Source organism: Bacteroidota bacterium (assembly GCA_041658205.1).
Lineage (GTDB): Bacteria > Bacteroidota > Ignavibacteria > UBA10030 > UBA8401 > UBA8401.
The window spans coordinates 816167-837997 of record JBBAAO010000001.1 but is presented as its reverse complement, the minus strand read 5'-3'; the positions used below and the strand labels follow the sequence as shown (position 1 = coordinate 837997).

Genomic DNA, 21831 nt, shown 5'->3' with positions numbered 1-21831 from the left:
CTACCTGCGATCAATTTTATTGAAATTTTTTTTCAGATTTGTAATCGGCGGATAGGTTACGATCGTTTTTATATTGTTTTCGGTCGTTCCGGGGTTTCGTCCCCGTACCAAACCGATCACACGGTCAAATCCGCCGAACCGTTGATCGTGATAATAGACTAATGCTGTATAGCGATTAATCGTTCTCCAATCATTTCCTTCCAGTGCAATCCAATCTTGATTAATAACATTGCCATTTCCATCCACATCACCAAGAACATATTGATAATCATAAACACCTCTGCGGACCCAATGACGGATCTTGAAAAGTCCTGTGATTGAATCACTTTTTAATTCATACTCAGGCAATACTTTCCACTCTGTAAATCCACCCACAATAAATATTTTTTGATTCGGAACCTTTGCTAAACGAAGACGCATTTCCACTTCCAAATAATCAGCGTTCGATCCCGTAAACGCTTTTAATTTTGATGCTCCGTTTGCATCAGGTTTTGAGTTCCATTGAAAACGAGAAACATCCGGCTGATCACGTAAAACCGCAAGTGCGTTGTTGGGATAGAGAGAAGTGGAAGAAAGATCCAGCCGGCGATATTCATTTCCTACCGAAACATCCCGTTTCCAAAATGTCTTTTCCGGCTTTAAGAAATCTTCAACAAACGTTTCAGAATTTTTAGCATCAACATCAATGCGTGAAGGTCGATCGATATTCCAGTTTTTGATAATATCCACCACCGTTGCATTGGGATGGTAAATGCTGTTTTCATCCGCTGCCGCATACTCCGATGGCAATGAGACCGAGACGGAAATGAAACTCATTTGATTCATGGGAGAAGAAAAATCAGGATGGTATCTATTTTCAATCTTCATCGTTACGGGATATCGTGGCTCAGCCACGATGAATTTTCCTTCAGCAAGCACTTGATCGTTGGCGTCTCGGTTTACAATGGAAAATATGTAGTTCCCTGAATAGACGAATTCAACAAAATTTTTATCGTTCGGGAAAGAATTCTTGTATCGATATGTATAGTGATAAACACCATTTGACGCCGCAGTGAAAAACAATGTCTCAGAACGGGTTTTTGGCTCATAATTGACGAATAAATTTTCATCTATCTTCCAATCCTTCGATGCATGCTTGAAAATAATATGCAGATTGGGCGGCAGCGAAGTGGTAACATCGAACTCAATGGTCACTTGTTCGCTTTTGGTAATAATTGGAGGACGATATTCATCATCATTGGCATACGTACGTAGACCAAAAATTTCAACCTGTGCAAACAACTGCGCAGTAAAAAAAAGAAACACGATGATATTTTTCATAGATATTCCCGCAAATGCGTGATTTACTTCTATTGATACAGTTGTTGTAACCAATTAAAAAATTCTGATACACTAAAAAAGAGAAAATCTGGAGATAACTTCATCACTTCATCTTTTCCATATGAGTCCCACACCACAGATGCAATGTCAACACCTGTTTCACGGGAAGCTTTGAAATCCGCCACTGCATCGCCGACCATTAATACCGTGCTCGGGTCGAGTGAATATTGCAGCAATATTTTTTTAATACCATCGCCAGAGGGTTTGAATTCGTCAACATCATCTCCGGTCACCGTCATATCAAAGTACGAAGTAATTCCGAATTGTTCGAGCGTTATGTCTGTTGTGGTTCTCCCTTTTCCCGTAAATAATCCAACCAAAACTCCTTTTAATTTCAAATAGGTTAGGACATCGATCGTACCGGGATAAATTGAAGCAAGCGTATTATGTTGCTCACGATAGAATCGATAGTAGTCTACCATTGCAGCCTCAATATGCGTTGAACCAATCATATTCTCCACCGCCTCTTTTTCCGGCGGACCAAAGAGATTGTGGATTTCGCTGTTCGTCAAACTTTTTTGAATATATTTTTCCGCAACATGATTAAATGAATCATAAATCAATTGATTCGTTTGAGTCAACGTTCCGTCCATATCAAAAATAATGCACGTATATTTTTTCATGCTGTGTCAATATATAACTTCGGTATGAACAAAAAAAAAGCGTCACGCTGCAAACTGCAACCGATGACGCTTTGAAATGTTATTGTTTACCAATTAATCGATAGTAATATTCAGCAGATTATTGCGAACGATAACCTGCCGGAGAATTTATGCGATTGTTACTTCTTTTGAGAGATAGACATCCTGGATGGCATTCAGGAGAGTAACGCCATCCTTCATCGGTTTTTGAAATGCTTTACGACCGGAAATTAATCCCATTCCGCCTGCGCGTTTGTTGATCACTGCCGTTTTTACTGCATCGGCAAGATCATTCGATCCTGAAGCACCGCCGGAGTTGATCAAACCTGCACGTCCCATATAACAATTTGCTACTTGATACCGTGTCAGATCGATTGGATGATCGCTTGACAATTTTTCGTACACAAGTTTGTCGATCTTACCGTAGCTTGAGCCGCTCATGTTCAGCGCATTATATCCGCCGTTATTTTCCGGCAGTTTTTGTTTAATAATGTCTGCTTCAATCGTTACGCCAAGATGATTCGCTTGTCCGGTTAAATCAGCCGAAACGTGATAGTCTTTTTCTTTTGTTTTGAACGCGTTGTTACGCGTGTAGCACCAGAGGATTGTTCCCATTCCGAGTTCATGCGCCTGCTGGAACATTTGACTTACTTCCCATATCTGTCGTCGCGATTCGGGTGAACCAAAATAGACTGTTGCACCGACTGCGACACATCCCATATCCCACGCCTGTTTGATGCTTGCAAATAACGATTCATCATACGTATTGGGATACGACATGAATTCATTATGGTTGAATTTGAGAATGAATGGAATTTTGTGTGCATACTTTCGAGCTACTGATCCGAGAACACCTAACGTTGATGCAACACCGTTGCATCCCCCTTCTATCGCCAGTTTCACAATGTTCTCGCCATCGAAATACATCGGATTCTTTGCGAAGGACGCGCCGCCGCTATGTTCAATTCCCTGATCAACAGGTAGGATGGAAACATAACCGGTGTTTGCAAGGCGTCCAGTTCCAAATAATTGCTGGATGCTCTTTAATACTGGCGTCGGTCGATCTGTCTGAATAAAAATATCATCAACAAACGATGGTGACGGAAGATGGATTGATTCTTTTGGAATCGTATTACATTTATGGTCAAGCAGATTCTTTGCATCTGCTCCGAGTAGTTCAACAATATTGACTGACATAATGAGTGCTCCTTATTTCGCGATCAGTTTTTTGTATGCTTCAACGTCCAGAAGATTTTTCACTTCATCGGCATTGGCGAGCGTTACTTTAATCATCCAACCGCGTTCGTACGGTTCTTTATTAACAAGTTCAGGTGAATCCTGAATCTCTTTGTTTACTTCTTTCACTTCACCGGTGACCGGTGAATAAAGATCTGAGACGGCTTTCACCGCTTCTACGGTACCGAACGATTGTCCGGCTTCCACTTTTTTTCCAATAGAAGGAAGTTCGACGAACACGATATCGCCAAGTTCTCCCTGTGCGTATTCCGTGATGCCTATCGTTCCAATGTTTCCTTCAATGCGGATCCATTCATGATCTTTTGTGTATTTGAGTGTTTCGGGAAAGTTCATAGTGTGCTCACGGTTAAAGTTGAAAAATATTGTTTGATTCACGGTTCAGGATTCACGAATTGCACCCTGAATCTTGTTCATGCTATTCTTTGAAGTCGAACGTTTCAATAAATTTTGTATCAAAAATTCCGCTGCGGAATTTTTCACTCTTCATCACTTTTTTATGGAACGGAATTGTCGTGCTGATTCCCTCGATTATTGTTTCATCCAACGCCATAGAGATCTTGTCGATTGCTTCTTCCCGTGTATTGCCATGGACAATCAACTTTCCGATCATGGAATCATAATACGGTGGGATTTGATAGTCTGTATAGACATGAGAATCGATCCGAATGCCGTTACCGCCGGGAAAATGCAAACTCGTAATTTTTCCGGGGGATGGACGAAAATCATGATTGGGGTCTTCAGCATTCAGACGGCATTCAATAGCATGACCGTTTAATTTTACTTTTTTGATGGAAAGTTTTTTCCCGTTGGCAACATTAATCTGCTCTTTTACAAGATCAATTCCCGTAACCATTTCCGTTACACAGTGTTCAACCTGGATACGAGTATTCATTTCCATAAAGTAGAAATTTTTGTTTTTATCGAGAAGAAATTCAATCGTCCCGGCACCAAGATACTTTACACTCTTTGCTCCCCGAACTGCTGCGCTTCCCATTTTTTCACGTAACTCTTCATCCACAGCCGGCGAGGGGGATTCTTCAATCAATTTTTGATGGCGGCGCTGCACAGAACAATCACGCTCTCCTAAGTGGATCACATTTCCGAACTTATCTCCAAGCAATTGAATCTCGATATGCCGCGGTTCTTCCAAATACTTCTCAATATAACATCCGCCGTTGCCAAACGCCGATTCTGCTTCCGCACTTGCAGTATTGAATGATTTTTCCACTTCATCAAGATCGCGGACAATTCGCATTCCACGACCCCCTCCGCCAGCAGTTGCTTTAATGATAACCGGGAGACCGATTTCTTTCGCTAGTTTCTTTGCTTCAGTTGCATCTTTGATAATTCCATCGCTCCCGGGAACTACCGGAACGTTTGCCTTCCGCATGGTGTCTTTTGCAAATGCTTTATCTCCCATCGCATTGATCATCTCCGGCGTCGGTCCGATAAATGTAATGCCGGAAGAAATGCAGATTTCCGCAAAATTTGCGTTCTCTGCCAGAAATCCATAACCGGGATGAATAGCATCAGCGCCCGTTACTTCAGCGGCAGCCATAATACGAGGAATCTTGAGATAACTTTCTCTACTTGGGGCGGGGCCGATACAGATTGCTTCATCGGCAAAACGAACGTGGAGGGAATACTTATCCGGTTCAGAATAAACAGCAACGGTTTTTATTCCCATCTCTTTGCATGCGCGAATAATTCGTAAAGCAATTTCACCGCGGTTTGCTATGAGTATTTTTTTGATCACGCAATTACTCCAAAATAAAAAAATCCACACACGAGGGAAGTGATCATACTATCGGTCATGATGCTCTCATCTGTGGAGTTAACAATTTACGGTTCGACTAAAAAGAGAACCTGTCCGTATTCAACCGGTTTCCCGTTGTCAATATTAATTTTTACGATTGTTCCGGTGATATCGCTTTCGATTTCGTTCATTAGTTTCATTGCTTCCACAATGCATAACACTCCCCCTTGTTTCACTTTGGAACCAACTTCAACATATGGTGCGGCATCCGGTGAAGGAGAGCGATAAAATGTTCCGACAATCGGCGATTTTACTTCGTGATATTTTTTCCCATCGGAAGCTGGAGTAGGCTTTACTGCTTCCTGAGACGGAGCCGGTGCAGATGCAGGCATTGGTGCAGGTGGCATAGCCATTTGGTACGCTGGTGCAGAAATAACATTCTGTGGTGCGGATTTTGTGATGCGGATCTTATGACCCTTCTCTTCCAGCTCAACTTCGTTTACAGCACTTTTTTCAACCATCTCCAATAACTGCTTTACATATTTTAAGTCCATTGAATCTCCAAGAATAATGGATGAATGGTGAGAATTTTACTGCTTCACTCTTTCAAGATATTGCCCGGTGCGTACATCCACCCTGATCACATCCCCCTCATTAATAAACAGAGGAACATTCACCATTGCACCAGATTCTACTTTCGCAGGTTTTGTCGCCCCGGTTGCCGTATCTCCCTTTACTCCAGGTCCTGTTTCAGTGACTTTCAAATTCACATTGAATGGAAGTTCTGCTGCAACCGGCTGGATTCCGTCAAACATAATTTCGACGATTTCCCCTTCTTTCAAATACTTTGCACCATCCCCGAGCAGGGTCTCTTGCACAGGAATTTGTTCAAAGGTCTCCTGATCCATGAAATTGAAACTTTGACCGTCGTGGTAAAGATAAGAATATTTTTTTCGTTCAACACGAACAACTTCAATTTCTTCGCCGGAACGGAATCGGTTTTCAACAACACGGCCATGACGCATATTTCGCATTTTCACTTGATAAAATGCACGTAAATTGCCCGGTGTGCGGTGCTGGTGTTCTTCTACAATGTGCAATTCATTATTAAAGCGAATGAAAATACCATTTTTGAGGTCTGCTGTAGTGGCCATAAATCTAGGAAAATCCTTTTCTTTTTGCTAAATTTGAATGATTTTGATACAAAAGTCTATAAATATAGAAAGAATGAGCTACATAATCAAGAAAAGAGATTCAGATGAGAGATTTCATTAGGAGAATGCAGATATCAGATCCCAGACATCAGATGTTAGTATTAGGATTTCCTCGGTCTGTTGGAATTTGGATTTTGTTATTTGGAATTTCAGCCTCTGGCTGCGTTTCGGAACCGACACGGAACTATAAAAAAGAGTTTGTCAACACTTATGCTGAACTTACTCTTCTTTTTGAAAAAGAAAAGATGGTCAAAAAACAGACCGACTCATCGTACCAAATTATTGTCAAAGATTTCTTTGTGAAGAAAGGTGTAGAGCAGGAGATCTTTAAAAAACAGATCGAAGAGATGTCAAAAGACGAACAGGTGTGGAAACTTTTTATTCAGGATGTTTCTGTTGCAATGGATAGTTTGAAGAGTGGTAAGTAGTTGAGTATGTAGTATATTGACAATATTATGGTCAATCTCATATGCCTTTGTCTCAACTACTCACCGACGTTTTTACTCAACTACGCATTATTAAATCACTTCCCCCATCACAAACGGTTTTTCTTTTTTACTGTGTAACAATTTCATAACTGAATTGACATTCTTTTTATCAACAATAAATATCAATCCGACACCAAGATTAAATGTGCGTGTCATGTCATATTCAGGCACCTGTCCTACGGATTGGATCAAATCATAAATAAACGGACGCTGCCAAGCAAACCAATCAATCTGTAATTTCAATCCTTTTGGAAGAATACGCAGTGTGTTGCCGATAATTCCACCGCCGGTAATATGCGACATTCCTTTCACAAGATTTTTATCTGTCACTGCTTGGATGGGTTTTAAATAAGACCGATGTACGGCAAGCAGAGCATCTCCGAGAGTCCCATTCAGTTCTGCGAATTTTTTCTTGAGCGATATTTTGGGAATCAACACGTGACGGGCAAGGGAATATCCGTTGGTGTGAAGTCCGGCGGATGGAAGTCCGATCAACACATCCCCTTTTTTGATACTCTTTCCGTTCACAATTTTCTTTTTATCAACAACACCAACGATTGTACCTGCAATATCAAACTCTCCCGCAGGATAAAAGCCGGGCATTTCAGCTGTTTCGCCCCCGATGATTGAGCAGCCATTTTCTTTGCACGCTTTTGCGAATCCACCAATTACATGTTCAGCAACGGTTGGAGCAAGTTTCCCGGTCGCAAAGTAATCCATAAAATACAACGGAACTGCGCCACAGACTGCTATATCGTTGACGCAGTGGTTCACTAAATCTTGGCCGACGGTATTATATCGTTTCAGCGCAAATGCGATTTTCAGTTTTGTGCCGACGCCGTCAACACTTGAAACCAGTACCGGTTCTTTGAGTTTAGGAAATTTCGCTTCATAGAAAGCACCAAACATCCCAATATCAGTTAATACGTTTTTTGTAAATGTAGAACGGACTGATTTTTTAATCCTGTGCACTACTTCTTCACCGGCATCGATATTCACGCCTGCTTTTTTGTATGTTTGACTCAATTTTTGATCCTTTCACATTTGCATAAGAATATAAAAAAATTTAAGTTAGATAAGAAATAAAGAAAGGATTGTGTATGACTGATACAAAGCAAAAAGCTATTGATCTCATCAAATCGTTACCTGATCAATCAACTATTGATGATATTATCAGTGAATTACATTTTAAAATTCAAGTTGACTCAGGACTACAACAACTTGAAACAGGAAAAGGAATCCCTCATTCAAATGTAGTAGAACGATTTGAAAAATGGCTGAGAAAATAAGATGGTCCCCTCGCGCCGCCGATGACCTGGAAGATATCTGCAATTATATTGCTCGTGATTCAGAACGATATGCTGCAATTTTTGCTGGAAATATTTTTCAAATCATCAACCACATACCGGACTTCCCTAACTCCGGAAGAATTGTTCCCGAATATAAAAATGAGAGTCTTCGCGAAAAAATATTCGGGAATTACAGAATAGTGTACCGTTTGAAAAATGAAGATGTAGAAATTGTTGCAATTCATCACGGAACACGAATTTTCTCATTATAATCCTTTCTTGTAAAACTTTTCAATTGTGGGTATATTATCTCAATATGAAAACAACGATAGTGCATCCGCTGAACAAGGAATTTCGCATCAATAACATCTTTTGCGTTGGGAAGAATTACGCTGACCATGCAAAAGAAATGGGGGGTGAAGTTCCCAAAGAGCCGATTATTTTTTTGAAACCGACTTCCGCAATCATTTGTGATGGAGAGAATATCGTCCTTCCGAAAATGTCCACTAACGTGCATCATGAAGTTGAGATGACTGTGTTGATCGGTAAACGGGGAAAGGATATTCCCCTTTCTGAAGCGATGAAACATGTGGCTGGGTATGGTGTCGGTTTGGACATGACGATGCGGGATAAACAAATAGAAGCAAAAAAAGGTGGCAACCCCTGGTCAATCGCAAAGGGATTTGATACTTCCGCGCCGCTCTCCCCTTTTCTTGAAGCATCAAAAGTTACCGATCCACATAATGTTGAAATAATTTTGAAGGTCAATGGAAAAGTGCGGCAACACTCCAACACAAAAAATATGATTTACCGCATTGATATCCTTATTTCTTTCCTTTCATCCATTTTCACATTGGAAGAAGGGGACATTATTTATACCGGAACGCCGGAAGGTGTAGCCCAAGTTGTTCACGGCGACATCTTGGAAGCGGAAATTCCCGGTGTCGGAAAAATTCACCACGTAGTTCAATGAAGAGAAGATCGACATTAAGACAGGTTGTTCGGATTCTGCGGGGAAACCAGCTGGTTCAGATGACAATTGCTATTTTCATTGTCATCAATGTGACCGCTGCAATCGTCTATTTTTTTGAACATCGGTACAATCCTGAGCAGTATAAAAATTATGGTGACGCATTATGGTGGTCCATTGTAACGGTTGCTACCGTCGGTTATGGTGACATCGTTCCAAAAACAGAACTGGGACGAATATTCGCTTCACTGACTATTCTCAGCGGTGTTATTTTAATATCACTCTTTACCGCAACGATTTCTTCGGTATTTGTTGCGCGAAAAATTAAGGAGAGCCAAGGCTTGCAAGATATCGACTTCACCCAACATACACTCATGTGCGGATGGAACGCACAGGTAGAAGATGTTCTTCGAATCTTCGACCGCTACCATAGCAAACAAATGCAGATCGTCCTTATCAATGACGCCCAGCCCGAAAAAATTGAGGCGGTAATTAATGCATTTCAAAATATCGAAATAAAATTTGTCCGCGGCGATTTTTCACGGGAGACAATCTTGAATCGCGCAAATGTAAAAATGGCATCGGCTGCTATTGTTGTTCCTGATATTGGAAGTGTAGGCGCGGATGAAAAAACGTTACTGTCGATATTAACAATGAAGTCTCTCAATCCAAAATTGAAGGTCTGTGCACATATTCTCAATCGGGAAAATCGTCAACACATTAAAAGGGCGAATGCCGATGAAGTAATCGTGAGCGAGCAACATACAGCATTCTTTCTTGCGAACAATATTCTTTATCCCGGTGCAGCACAGGTTGCCAGTGAAATGCTGGATTACGAACGAGGAAATGATGTTCACCGAGTCGGAGTGCCGGACATGTTCATCGGAAAAACATTTGGTGAACTCTATATCGATTTTAAAAAATCAAAAAATTGGACGATCCTTGGCCTTGTGAACGAAGAAGAAACTGTTAATCTCAGTGATATTCTCTCACACGATACATCGGCAATCGATGCTTTTATCGAACGTAAGTTTCGCGAAGCAGGAATCAATGTGGCTGAAAAAACAGGAACAAGGGTCAGTGTTAATCCCTCGTTCGATTATATTCTGCAGAAAAAAGATATTGCCGTTATCCTGGGAACACTTGAATGAAAACACTCGATATAGATTTTTTGGAAAAGATCCCATTGTTCATCGGCTTAACTCGAATTGAAATAGAGCATGTTCGATCCATCATGACTATTCGGACGATAACGGAAGGATCATTCATCATAAAAGAGAATGAACAGGGGCATGAGATGTACATACTTTTAGATGGTGAAGTTGAAATCTCTCGAACGCTCCTTTTGAAGATCTCCGGCAGCGGCATGGATCATCGTGATAAAATGTTGAATAAACTCACGGCAGATGATTATGCATTTTTTGGCGAAATGGGACTATTTGATGAAAAAAGCGAACGTTCTGCAAGCGTCATCGCAAAAACACGGTGTACCGTAGCAGTTTTGGAACGCGATACATTCTTTCATCTGACGGAAACGAACAAAGATATTGGTTACGTCATCGTAAAAAATATCTTGAAGATCGTCAGCGACCGTCTCGATAAAACAAACAGAGATGTTCTTAAATTAACCACAGCACTCAGTTTAGCGCTAGAACGATAATCCAACAAAAAAATTATTGTAATTGTAAAAGAATCCCGCCTAAAAGCGGGATTTTTTGTTCAAAAATTTTTATTTTAGTCTAATGTAAAAACTGAATGGAACTCAATGGCTGAACTCGCAAAACAATATAATCCTCAAGAAGTCGAAGATAAAATCTATCAATGGTGGGAATCGAGCGGATTTTTTCACGCAACAATCAATCCCGATAAGACTCCTCACACCATCGTTATTCCCCCGCCAAATATCACCGGCATTCTTCACATGGGACACATCCTCAATAACACACTACAGGATGTCTTCACTCGCTGGAAACGGATGCAGGGATTTGAAGCGTGCTGGATTCCCGGAACAGATCATGCCGGTATCGCAACTCAAAATGTTGTTGAAAAAGCGTTGCGTAAAGAAGGAACGTCCTTACGTGATTTGGGACGTGAAAAATTCGTCGATCATGTTTGGGAGTGGAGAAAACAATATGGCGGAACAATCAATACACAACTCCGCAAACTGGGTGTCTCCTGCGATTGGGAACGAGAACGATTTACAATGGACGAAGGACTTTCGAATGCTGTCAAAGAAGTGTTTGTCCAATTGTATGACAAAGGATTAATCTATAAAGGAAAATACATCGTCAATTGGTGTCCGCGCGAACAGACGGCACTGAGCGACGATGAAGTAACGGCGGTTGAAAGTGTCGGTCATCTTTGGCATATCAAATATCACATTGAACATTCCGACGAGACAATTGTTGTTGCCACGACACGTCCTGAAACAATGCTTGGTGATACAGCTGTTGCGGTAAATCCAAAAGATGAACGATATAAAAATCTTATTGGTAAAAATGCCATTGTTCCAATCGCAAATCGAGTTATTCCGATTGTTGCCGATGATTTTGTTGATCCTTCATTTGGAACAGGTGCGGTAAAAGTCACTCCCGCGCATGACCCGAACGATTATCAAACGGGAATCCGTTTAAATCTTCCTCAGATCATCGTCATGGACACCTCAGCAAAGATGAATTTGAATGTTCCACCAAAATATCAGGGTCTTGACAGATATGAATGCCGACGAGAATTATTGCGCGATCTTGAAAAACAACATTATCTTGTCAAGATTGAAGATCATACACACAATGTGGGACATTGTTACCGCTGCGACACGGTGATTGAACCGTATCTTTCTGATCAATGGTTTGTGAAGATGAAACCGCTGGCGGAACCTGCATTGAAGGTTGTTCAAGAGGGAAAAATTAAATTCTATCCCGAACGGTTTGTGAAAACATACGAACACTGGATGACCGGCATCCGCGATTGGTGTATCTCCAGACAGTTATGGTGGGGACATAGAATTCCGGCGTATTATTCACCTGATGGGAATTTTGTTGCTGCCAGAAACCTTAATGAAGCGTTTGAAAAGTTAAAAGTAAAAAGTAAAAATGTAAAAAAAGAAGAGATTCGACAGGATGAGGATGTTCTTGATACATGGTTCTCGTCATGGTTATGGCCCTTCTCTGTTCACAATTGGCCGAACGAAACAGACGAACTCAAATATTTTTATCCAACCGATGTGCTTGTCACTGCACCTGATATTATTTTCTTTTGGGTGGCGCGAATGATTATGGCGGGATTGGAATTTAAAGGTGAAGTCCCATTCCGGCATGTCTATTTTACCAGTTTGATCAGAGACTCATCAGGCAGAAAGATGAGCAAATCTTTGGGCAACTCTCCCGATCCGCTTGATGTCATCTCAACGTACGGTGCAGATGCGCTTCGATTCACTGTCTTGTTCATTGCTCCCGTTGGACAGGATGTTCTCTACGATAATGACAAATGCGAGATCGGACGAAACTTTGCCAACAAGATCTGGAATGCAGGAAGATTCTTGATGATGCACAGAGATCAATTGCCAATTGACAATGAACAATTGACAATTGCCCCAGGAAAAATTTCAGAAGATCTGTCAGATAAATGGATTATTTCACGATTCAGTTCGACAGTAAAAAATGTCACAGAAGCGATGGATAATTTCAAAGTGAACGATGCAGTGAAATTGCTGTATGATTTTCTCTGGAAAGATTTCTGCGATTGGTACGTAGAATTTGTCAAAAACCGAATGCAAGAGACGAGTGATGTTCATCTGAAACGGAGCATTATTAATCGGGCACTCAAAATCTATGAAGAAACACTCAAACTGCTCCATCCGTTTATGCCATATGTAACAGAAGAGATCTTCCAGCATCTATCGGAACGTAAAACAAACGAAACGATCATGCAGACCATGATGCCGCAGATATCGCTGACCGAGTCACAGATTGATAGTGATATAGAAAAACAGATGGATTTCTTTCAAAATGTTATCCTCGCAGTCCGACAGATCCGCAGTGAGATGAATATTCCAATGTCCAAGACGATTGATTTTGTTGCGAGCTGCAATGACTTCGAGAAACAATCAATCCTTGAGAACAATCGAAATGCCCTTCAAAAGTTATTGCGATTAGAACACATGACTATTGGAATGGCGCTGGAAAAACCGGGATATGCCGCAAGTTCTGTTGTAAACGGTCAGGAAATTTTTATTCCTCTGAAAGGAGTGATCGATACCGGTATTGAGCGCGATCGGTTACAGAAAGAGATCGACCGTCTTGAGGGGCAGTTGAAAGGTGTCATGGCAAAACTGAATAATCAGAATTTTGTCGGCAAAGCAGCTCCCGAGGTCATCGAAAAAGAGAAGAATAAACAACAGAATTTCCAGGAGACGATCGATAAACTTAAAGTGAACTTGGAGCAACTGGTTGGATAATCGGAAGAACAAAACAGAGCACGGTCAGTCAATCGACCGTGCTTTTTTATTTTCCGCACTACAGAAATCCAACACGATTCTTCTTGAGTCGTCCAGACAAGACGACCTGAACAACAAAAATCTCCTCTTTGTTTCCCCCTTTGAAATTCTTTCTGCGACGACACTTGAAGATATTCCGGCACTATTTGAATCGATTGAAAAACACCGCAAACAAAACCGTTGGATTGCCGGTTATGTCAGTTACGAATGCGGCTATCATTTCGAAAACAGTATTCCATCGTTTACAAAAAACGCTTCCCTCCCTCTTGCTTGGTTTGGCGTCTACGAAGCTCCATTACGAATCAATTCAGAACTTTTAGATTCAATAATTATTGATCACGAAATTTCCGTTCGGAATCCCGAATTATTAATTTCCAACGCTGATTATAAAAAAAAAATCGAGCAGCTAAAAGAATACATTGTCAATGGCGATACATATCAGGTCAATTTTACAGATCGATATGCATTCGACTTTACTGAAGATCCTATCGATCTCTATTTTGAGTTGCGGAAAAAACAGCATGTTCCCTTCGGTGCATATGTAAATCTGGGAACAGCACAGATATTGTCATTCTCCCCGGAGCTTTTTTATCGACGCATAGGAAATTCCATTACGACAAAGCCGATGAAGGGAACATGCATACGAGGTCGGACATCGGAAGAAGATGTGCAGTTATCCGAATGGCTGAGGAATGACGAGAAAAATCGAAGTGAAAATCTCATGATCGTCGACCTCCTGAGAAACGATATCGGTAGGATTTGCCGAAATGGCTCCGTCGATGTAAAGAACATGTATGCTATTGAAAAATACGAGACTGTCCTGCAAATGACATCCATTGTCAACGGAATACTGAAGGATGATGTAAACTACTACGATATTTTCAAATCTCTCTTCCCTTGCGGTTCGGTCACTGGAGCTCCAAAGATCCATACGATGCAGATTATCAATGAATTGGAGCAGCATCAGCGGGGAGTGTATTGCGGGGCAATTGGCTACATTGCTCCTGATGAAGAATCGGTGTTCAGCGTTGCCATCCGTACTCTTGAATTACAGAATGGAAAAGGTATCATGGGAGTTGGCAGCGGCATCGTCTACGATTCAGTTCCGGAAAAAGAATACGAAGAGTGTGTATTAAAAGCGTCATTCCTTCTAAAGAACCAGCCTGAATTCCAATTGCTGGAAACTATCTTATGGAAAAATGAATACACGTTCCTTCAACAACACTTGGATCGGTTGAAAAGATCTTCCGAATATTTTTCATATCCGTTTCATCAGCATATAATTTTGGAAGCATTGAATAATATGCAAAGCACGTTTCATCCCAACCAAGAATATCGCGTACGGTTACTCCTCTCCCGCAACGGCGCACCAATTGTTGAATCGAAAGAATTATTCCCTATCGAATATTCCACGGTAATAAAAATTGCTCCCGAGAGAACTGATTCATCAAATACATTTCTCTATCATAAATCAACAAACCGAGAATTGTACAATCGGTATATGCAAAAAGCTCAGAACGAAAATATTGCCGATTATATTTTCCTGAATGAGAGAGATGAAATTACCGAGGGTGCAATCACCAATATTTTTGTTCAACAAGGGAAAATCCTTTTTACCCCTTCTATAATGAGCGGTGTGCTTCCCGGCATATTTCGCGGTGAGATATTGAGAACGGATCAGAATGCTGTTGAAAAAGTCATCAAAATGGACGATTTACGTAGGGCCGACTCAATTTTTCTCTGTAATTCTGTCCGAGGTAGGTACAAAGTAACTCTTTCCGAATAGTGTTTTTTTCCTTACTTTCTATCTATACTCTTATCGAAGCCAATCCAGACTTCGAGTATTTTTCCTTATTACTCCAAAAGGTTCAATGAACAAAACTTTACTAGTTCTCATTACTGCCTTTACTCCCCTTTTTGCGCAAACAAGTTATAATGTCTCTCTTTATGGTCAAATGAATACGTATGGGGTCAACCCTTCTGCGAGCAATTATTCTGAAGTATGGGGATGGACTGATACTGTTAAAAACAGAGAGTATGCTTTTATTGGTAGTCCTCTTGGAACTTCCATTGTTGATATTACAACTCAACCGGTAAAAGAAGTAGCGTTTCTGATAGGACCAACAACGAATAACTTCTACAAATACCATGAGTTCAGAACGTACAAGCAGTATCTTTATATCGGATCCGAAGGAACGGATATAAATCGCAATGCTGGGATTCAGATCGTTGATTTGAGCACGTTACCTGATTCTGCTTCGTTGAAAAAGGTTTATGTTTGGATTGACACGACCAATTTTACCACATTCACCACTAAAAAATATTATCGTGCGCACACCATAAGCATTGAAAAGAATTTTCTGTATGTGAACGGAGGAGATTTTGGCGGAGTAAGAATCATGGATATTAAAGATCCGCTAAACCCAATACAGGTCGGATCGTACGGAAAAGGAAGCACACCTTATGTTCACGATGCAATCATCAAAAATGATACTCTCTACGCTGCGTCGATCAACAAAAACAGAGTGGACATTGTTGATTTTACGACAAAGGGAGATTATACAGAGAATTCAACGGCAAAAATCGTCAGTAAAACATTGACCCTTCCAGAAGGAAGAACACATCAGATTTGGTTAAGTGACGATGTAAATTATATGTATGTGTCAACCGAAGTAGTCAATGGAATTTTACACGTGTATGATATATCTAATCGCACAAATCCGGTTGAAATTGCGAAATGGGTTTCCGATCCATCGAAAAGTATCCACAATGCCTTTGTAAAAGGAAATTACATTTACATAGCTTACTATACGGAAGGATTCCGAGTTCTTGATATTTCAAATCCTTCAATCCCCATCGAAGTAGCGTTTTACAAAACTTATACCAATCCAAATCCACCAATATTCGCTGGCGTTTGGGGGGCGTATCCATATTATCCATCAGGAAAAGTTGTCGCCTCCGACATGAATACCGGTTTGTATGTTTTTGATGTGGCTGAGAAAAAAGGAGGAAGAGTAACTGGTACTGTGCGGGATTCGTCAACACAGCAAGTTCTCTCCGGAGTTGAAATACTCATCGAAGAGATGGGACGAAAACAGACAACCGATGTATCCGGAAAATTTCTGTATGGTTCTGCAGAGGGCAAACATACAATCAGATTTTCAAAAGGGGGATATATTTCAAGAGTAGAAACAGTTCTTACAAAACCTGCAGGTCTTGATACGTTCAATGTTTCCCTGACTCCCGGAACAACGACTCTCGTTTCTGAATATCAGAACACTATTCCCAAAAAGTTCAGCGTTTCACAAAATTTCCCGAACCCATTCAATCCTTCAACAGCAATTTCTTTCTCGCTACAAGAAGAAGGATTTACCACTCTAAGAATATTCAACGCGTTGGGACAGGAAGTTTTTGTCGCCGTTAATCAATTATTACCTGCGGGAGTATATTCAACGACAATCAATGCTTCCACTTTCCCAAGCGGAATCTATTTTTATTCATTGCATTCCGGCAGATACTCAATGACCAAGAAAATGGTGCTGACAAAATGAAAAAATTATTCTTCGCCCTATTATTTTCTTCCATTCTTATCTCCCAGGAACGTTACAGTCAAGTTGAGATTCCTGTCCAATCTAAAGCTGAATTCCAACGCATCGCTGCGTTAGGTGTTGCCATCGATCATTTTACCGGGAAAGTAGGGGGCAACATTTCTGTATTTTTAAGCGCTTCCGAATTAAAAATTTTGGACGACGCAGGGATTCATTATTCAGTTCAGATCAACGATTGGCAGCAATATTATGCCGAACAGCAGCAGCAGGATAGTTTTTCTAAACAACAATTTGCTGCTGATGTGCCGAAATATTTCCGTTACGGATCGATGGGAGGATTTTTAATCTTTGATGAAATCCTTCAGCAATTAGATTCCATGACCCTTCTCTTTCCAAATCTTGTTACAAAAAAAGATTCTATCGGTGTCACTATCGAAGGGAGAACGATCTTCGCTATCAAAATCTCCGACAACCCAAATACTACTGAACAAACAGAACCGGAAGTTTTATACACTGCGCTTCACCACGCTCGCGAACCGGAAGGAATGATGACGGTGATCTATTACATGTGGTGGCTGCTCGAAAATTACGGCAAAGATGCTGAAGCAACATTTCTCGTCAACAATCGGCAAATGTGGTTTATTCCGGTCGTTAACCCTGATGGGTATGTTTATAATCATACTATAAATCCGTCGGGCGGCGGCGGTTGGAGAAAGAACAGAAGAAATAATGGTGACGGAACTTTTGGGATCGATCTCAATCGCAACTATGGTCAATTCTTTATGTGGAATGCCCCAAATAACGGATCGAGCGCTTCAACAGGAAGTGATACGTACCGCGGTACTACTCCTTTTTCTGAACCTGAGACATTTGCCATGAGTCAATTCCTGAAAAAACATTCTGTCAAAACTGCTTTTAATTATCATACCTATGGAAACTATTTAATTTATCCATGGGGTTATAGTTCTTCCGAAAGCAACGATTCGCTCCTCTTTAGGCTTTGGTCGTATGATATGTCCATGACAAATAGATATTCCATCGGAACGGATCAACAAACTGTCGGATATTCTACGCGCGGAAATTCCGATGATTACGCCTATAGCGACTCAGCGAAATCAAGAACATATGCTCTTACTCCTGAAGTTGGAACAACGGGATTTTGGCCGGTAAAATCCCTTATCTATCCGCTTGCTCAAGAAAATTTATTGCAGAATAAATTGCTATCCTATTATGCGGGCCCTTATCTTGCCATAAAATCTTATACCGTTGACAAAAAAGGTGTCACTGTACGTTTTATCAATAAAGGACTGGCGGAAACGAATGATATGCCTATCTATTTGTCAACATCGGATGGAATAGCCCCGCCGTCAATATTGTCCGGTGTGATCCCTTCTTTTTCGGAATCAGAAAAGAGTTTCTCAATCTCACAGGGCGCCAATGTTTCTTCCATAAAAATTTATTTGCAAGATTCATCTGGCGCAATGCTAAAAGATAGTATTACATTTTTTACCGGAATTCCCGCTGTACTTTTGAACGACAGTGCAAATTCTACTTCGCTCTGGTCAATGGGAACAAGTTGGGGTTTGGTATTTGATCCAATAACAAGCGATGGTTCCTTTACCGACAGTCCAAATGGAAATTACGCAGCAAATACAGAGAACTCGTTGACCTTGTTGAATACTATTGATCTGACCACATACCAACTTGCAGAATTAAAATTCAGAACAAAATGGTCTATCGAATCAACATGGGATTTTGCCCTTGTTGAAGTCTCGACAAATGGCGGATCAAATTGGATATCGTTGAAAACACAATTGTCGCGCAAAGGATCCGGAAGAACCGGAAGCAAACAACCTTCCACATCATACGGATATGATGCCTTTACTCCTGGGCTGACATGGGTAGAACAAACTGCTGATCTCACTCCATATGTTGGGAAGCAAATAAAATTACGATTCCGTCTCTCTGCGGACGGTGGCGATCAACGGGACGGCTGGTACGTAGACGACATCCGTGTTCTAGCATATACAACTGGACCAAATTCTGTAAAAGAACAATCAGTTCCATATACCTATTCACTTGCCCAAAATTTTCCAAACCCTTTTAATCCTTCAACCACCATTCAATTTTCGGTAGAACAACTCAATCGCACATCGTTGAGAGTGTATAACGTGTTAGGTCAAGAAGTTGCGATGTTATTGGATCAGGATGTTGCTCCCGGTACATACTCAATAAATTTTGATGCGAAACAGTTGTCATCGGGGGTTTATTTTTATAGATTTACTTCAGGAAATTATACTTCCATTAAGAAAATGACCTTAGTGAAATAATGAATACAATCGATATTCCAAACTTTCGGATGAGTCCAGTGGTTGATCAAGTTGGGATCGAAGAGCGTGCAGCCCGATTCACGACGCGAAGCATTAAAAAAGCTTCCAAAGTACAAGCATTAAAACTTGCACTCAGCATGATCGATCTCACCACGCTTGAAGGAAAAGATACTCCCGGGAAAGTGAAACAGATGTGCTACAAAGCGGCACATTTGTGTGACCAACTTCCTGATCTTCCCACCGTCGCAGCAGTCTGTGTGTATCCTAATCATGTTCGAACTGCAAAAGAAGCGCTTACCGGCACAGGAATAAAAGTAGCATCCGTAGCTACCTCCTTCCCCAGCGGGAACACAACTCGGGAAGTCAAAATTTCGGATGTACATTTTGCGGTGGATGAAGGAGCCGATGAAATTGATATGGTCATTTCACGCGGCCAGTTTTTGGAAGGAAATTATAGTTTTGTATTCGACGAAATTTCCGCCGTGAAAGAAGCGAGCGGCGCTTCCCGGCTGAAAGTCATTCTGGAAACTGGTGAACTTTCTACGCTTGATAACATCCGGCGGGCAAGCGACATTGCAATCTATGCCGGCGCTGATTTTATCAAAACCTCGACCGGAAAAATTCAGCCAGCCGCGACAATGCCAGTCACTCTTGTGATGCTTCAAGCAATTAAAGATCATTACTACAAAACTGGGAAAATGGTCGGCATGAAACCTGCCGGCGGAATTTCTACTGCAAAATTAGCCGTTCATTACCTTGTGATGTTGCACGAAACACTTGGCGATGCATGGATGACAAATGAATGGTTTCGATTCGGGGCCAGCAGTCTTGCCAATGATATTTTGATGCAATTATCGAAAGAAAAACAGGGTGTCTATCAGGGAAAAGATTATTTTTCCATTGATTAATTTCTCTGTCAGGACGGCGTTTTCGCTGAACTGAACTATTTCAATTTAAGAGAACTTTTATGAACAAAACAAAAACTTCCGAATCGACCGGTACATCGTTGAAATTCTTCGGCGATTGGAAATATGCTCCGGCTCCTGAAAGTAAAGATCATATCCATCTGAAGGAACAGTATGGTCTTTTTATCAATGGGAAATTTGTACAGCCGAAAAGTAAAAAGTATTTCGATACGATCAATCCAGCCACAGAACAAAAAATTGCACAGATAGCTGAAGCAGATGAGCAGGATGTTGATCTTGCGGTGAATGCGGCCGCAAAAGCATATACCAATGTATGGAAGAAGATGCCGGGGAAGGACCGGGCAAAATATATTTATCGCATCGCACGAATGATCCAGGAACGTGCCCGTGAATTGGCCGTCATTGAAACGATGGACGGCGGCAAACCGATCCGTGAGTCACGTGATATTGATATTCCGCTCGCGGCTAATCATTTCTTTTATTATGCTGGCTGGGCGGACAAATTGGATTATGCTTTCCCAAATCGCACTCCACAATCGTTAGGAGTTGCGGGACAGATTATTCCTTGGAATTTTCCGCTCCTCATGGCCGCTTGGAAAATTGCACCGGCGCTTGCCACCGGAAACACCGTTGTTCTTAAACCAGCGGAATCTACTTCGCTGACTGCATTAAAACTTGCAGAGATCATCGCTGAAAGTGGCTTACCGGATGGTGTTGTTAATATTGTCACGGGATTCGGAAAAACCGGAGCGGCCATTGTCAACCATCCGAAAGTGAACAAGGTTGCATTTACCGGAAGCACCGATGTCGGTAAGATTATCCAAAAGGCGATTGCCGGAACTTCAAAAAGAGTAACATTGGAACTCGGTGGAAAAGCAGCGAATATCGTTTTTGACGATGCTCCTATCGATCAAGCGGTTGAAGGAATTGTTAATGGCATCTTTTTCAATCAAGGACATGTCTGTTGTGCAGGCTCTCGTCTTCTTGTGCAAGAAGGTGTTGCAGAAATTGTCATCAGGAAATTGAAGGATCGAATGGAAACACTTATCGTCGGTGATCCGATGGATAAGAACACCGACATCGGCGCAATCAATTCCAAAGAACAATTGTTGAAAATCCAAGAGTACATCAAGATAGGAATTAATGAAGGTGCTGAACTATATCAAAGCTCCTGCACTCTTCCCAGTAAAGGATTTTTCTGCAAACCGACATTATTCCTGAACACATCACAGTCTCATAGACTAGTACAAGAAGAGATTTTTGGACCGGTACTTGCCGTGCAAACATTCCGCACAGTGGAAGAAGCGATCGAAAAGGCAAATAATATTCCGTACGGACTTTCAGCCGGTGTTTGGACTGATAAAGGATCGAAGATTTTTAATCTTACAACAAAAATGCGCGCCGGTGTAGTCTGGGCAAACACCTATAACAAGTTCGACCCGACTTCTCCTTTTGGCGGATACAAAGAAAGCGGATTCGGCCGTGAAGGCGGATTACACGGCCTTCTTCCCTATATACGATTATAATTGTGGATTAC

At 41.3% G+C, this 21831-nt stretch carries 20 protein-coding genes; 12 read left to right on the top strand and 8 right to left on the bottom strand.

What is annotated here, in order from left to right:
• The 7 genes from WDA22_03480 to efp all read right to left on the bottom strand — a co-directional run bounded on the left by WDA22_03480 (position 1) and on the right by efp (position 6188).
• Positions 1–1320, bottom strand: coding sequence for a type IX secretion system plug protein domain-containing protein (locus WDA22_03480; protein ID MFA5832520.1), 1320 nt, complete (start codon positions 1318–1320; stop codon positions 1–3).
• Between the two features lie 29 nt (positions 1321–1349).
• Complete coding sequence (locus tag WDA22_03475) at positions 1350–2003, bottom strand: HAD family hydrolase (protein ID MFA5832519.1); 654 nt, start codon at positions 2001–2003, stop codon at positions 1350–1352.
• Between the two features lie 147 nt (positions 2004–2150).
• Positions 2151–3218, bottom strand: coding sequence for a class I fructose-bisphosphate aldolase (locus WDA22_03470; protein ID MFA5832518.1), 1068 nt, complete (start codon positions 3216–3218; stop codon positions 2151–2153).
• Between the two features lie 12 nt (positions 3219–3230).
• A complete protein-coding gene (gene gcvH, locus WDA22_03465) occupies positions 3231–3611 on the bottom strand; it encodes a glycine cleavage system protein GcvH (protein MFA5832517.1) in 381 nt (126 codons plus the stop codon).
• Between the two features lie 82 nt (positions 3612–3693).
• Entirely contained in the window at positions 3694–5034 is a 1341-nt protein-coding gene (gene accC / locus WDA22_03460; GenBank protein ID MFA5832516.1) for an acetyl-CoA carboxylase biotin carboxylase subunit, read from the bottom strand.
• An 86-nt stretch (positions 5035–5120) separates the two neighbouring features.
• Entirely contained in the window at positions 5121–5588 is a 468-nt protein-coding gene (accB, locus tag WDA22_03455) for an acetyl-CoA carboxylase biotin carboxyl carrier protein (protein ID MFA5832515.1), read from the bottom strand.
• Between the two features lie 36 nt (positions 5589–5624).
• Positions 5625–6188, bottom strand: coding sequence for an elongation factor P (efp, locus tag WDA22_03450; GenBank protein ID MFA5832514.1), 564 nt, complete (start codon positions 6186–6188; stop codon positions 5625–5627).
• Positions 6189–6292: 104 nt separating this feature from the next.
• On the opposite strand from efp, the gene WDA22_03445 reads away from it, so the two are divergent.
• Complete coding sequence (locus tag WDA22_03445) at positions 6293–6676, top strand: hypothetical protein (protein MFA5832513.1); 384 nt, start codon at positions 6293–6295, stop codon at positions 6674–6676.
• Between the two features lie 90 nt (positions 6677–6766).
• Here WDA22_03445 and purM read toward each other — a convergent pair whose 3' ends face one another.
• Positions 6767–7762: a phosphoribosylformylglycinamidine cyclo-ligase gene (gene purM, locus WDA22_03440; GenBank protein ID MFA5832512.1), complete on the bottom strand. Its 996-nt coding sequence runs from the start codon at positions 7760–7762 to the stop codon at positions 6767–6769.
• Between the two features lie 74 nt (positions 7763–7836).
• Here purM and WDA22_03435 point away from each other — a divergent pair, with 74 nt between their 5' ends.
• The 11 genes from WDA22_03435 to WDA22_03385 all read left to right on the top strand — a co-directional run bounded on the left by WDA22_03435 (position 7837) and on the right by WDA22_03385 (position 21820).
• Positions 7837–8025 (top strand): hypothetical protein, encoded by a 189-nt coding sequence (locus tag WDA22_03435; protein MFA5832511.1) that lies wholly within the window; start codon positions 7837–7839, stop codon positions 8023–8025.
• Positions 8010–8297, top strand: a complete 288-nt coding sequence (locus WDA22_03430; GenBank protein ID MFA5832510.1) for a type II toxin-antitoxin system RelE/ParE family toxin — start codon at positions 8010–8012, stop codon at positions 8295–8297. The genes WDA22_03435 and WDA22_03430 overlap by 16 nt, the downstream gene beginning before the upstream one ends.
• A gap of 44 nt (positions 8298–8341) precedes the next feature.
• A complete protein-coding gene (locus WDA22_03425; protein MFA5832509.1) occupies positions 8342–8998 on the top strand; it encodes a fumarylacetoacetate hydrolase family protein in 657 nt (218 codons plus the stop codon).
• The gene (locus WDA22_03420; GenBank protein ID MFA5832508.1) at positions 8995–10146 is read left to right on the top strand and encodes an ion channel; all 1152 of its coding nucleotides are present in this window, start codon (positions 8995–8997) and stop codon (positions 10144–10146) included. The genes WDA22_03425 and WDA22_03420 overlap by 4 nt, the downstream gene beginning before the upstream one ends.
• Positions 10143–10655, top strand: a complete 513-nt coding sequence (locus tag WDA22_03415; protein MFA5832507.1) for a cyclic nucleotide-binding domain-containing protein — start codon at positions 10143–10145, stop codon at positions 10653–10655. The genes WDA22_03420 and WDA22_03415 overlap by 4 nt, the downstream gene beginning before the upstream one ends.
• Before the next feature lie 105 nt (positions 10656–10760).
• Positions 10761–13451, top strand: coding sequence for a valine--tRNA ligase (locus WDA22_03410; GenBank protein ID MFA5832506.1), 2691 nt, complete (start codon positions 10761–10763; stop codon positions 13449–13451).
• On the top strand, positions 13444–15276 hold the full coding sequence (gene pabB, locus WDA22_03405) for an aminodeoxychorismate synthase component I (protein ID MFA5832505.1): 1833 nt from the start codon (positions 13444–13446) through the stop codon (positions 15274–15276). Before WDA22_03410 ends, pabB begins: the two co-directional genes overlap by 8 nt.
• A gap of 85 nt (positions 15277–15361) precedes the next feature.
• A complete protein-coding gene (locus WDA22_03400; protein MFA5832504.1) occupies positions 15362–17041 on the top strand; it encodes a choice-of-anchor B family protein in 1680 nt (559 codons plus the stop codon).
• Entirely contained in the window at positions 17038–19368 is a 2331-nt protein-coding gene (locus tag WDA22_03395; GenBank protein MFA5832503.1) for a M14 family zinc carboxypeptidase, read from the top strand. The genes WDA22_03400 and WDA22_03395 overlap by 4 nt, the downstream gene beginning before the upstream one ends.
• Positions 19368–20276, top strand: a complete 909-nt coding sequence (deoC, locus tag WDA22_03390) for a deoxyribose-phosphate aldolase (GenBank protein MFA5832502.1) — start codon at positions 19368–19370, stop codon at positions 20274–20276. The genes WDA22_03395 and deoC overlap by 1 nt, the downstream gene beginning before the upstream one ends.
• A 59-nt stretch (positions 20277–20335) precedes the next feature.
• The gene (locus WDA22_03385; protein ID MFA5832501.1) at positions 20336–21820 is read left to right on the top strand and encodes an aldehyde dehydrogenase family protein; all 1485 of its coding nucleotides are present in this window, start codon (positions 20336–20338) and stop codon (positions 21818–21820) included.
• Positions 21821–21831 lie beyond the last annotated feature (11 nt).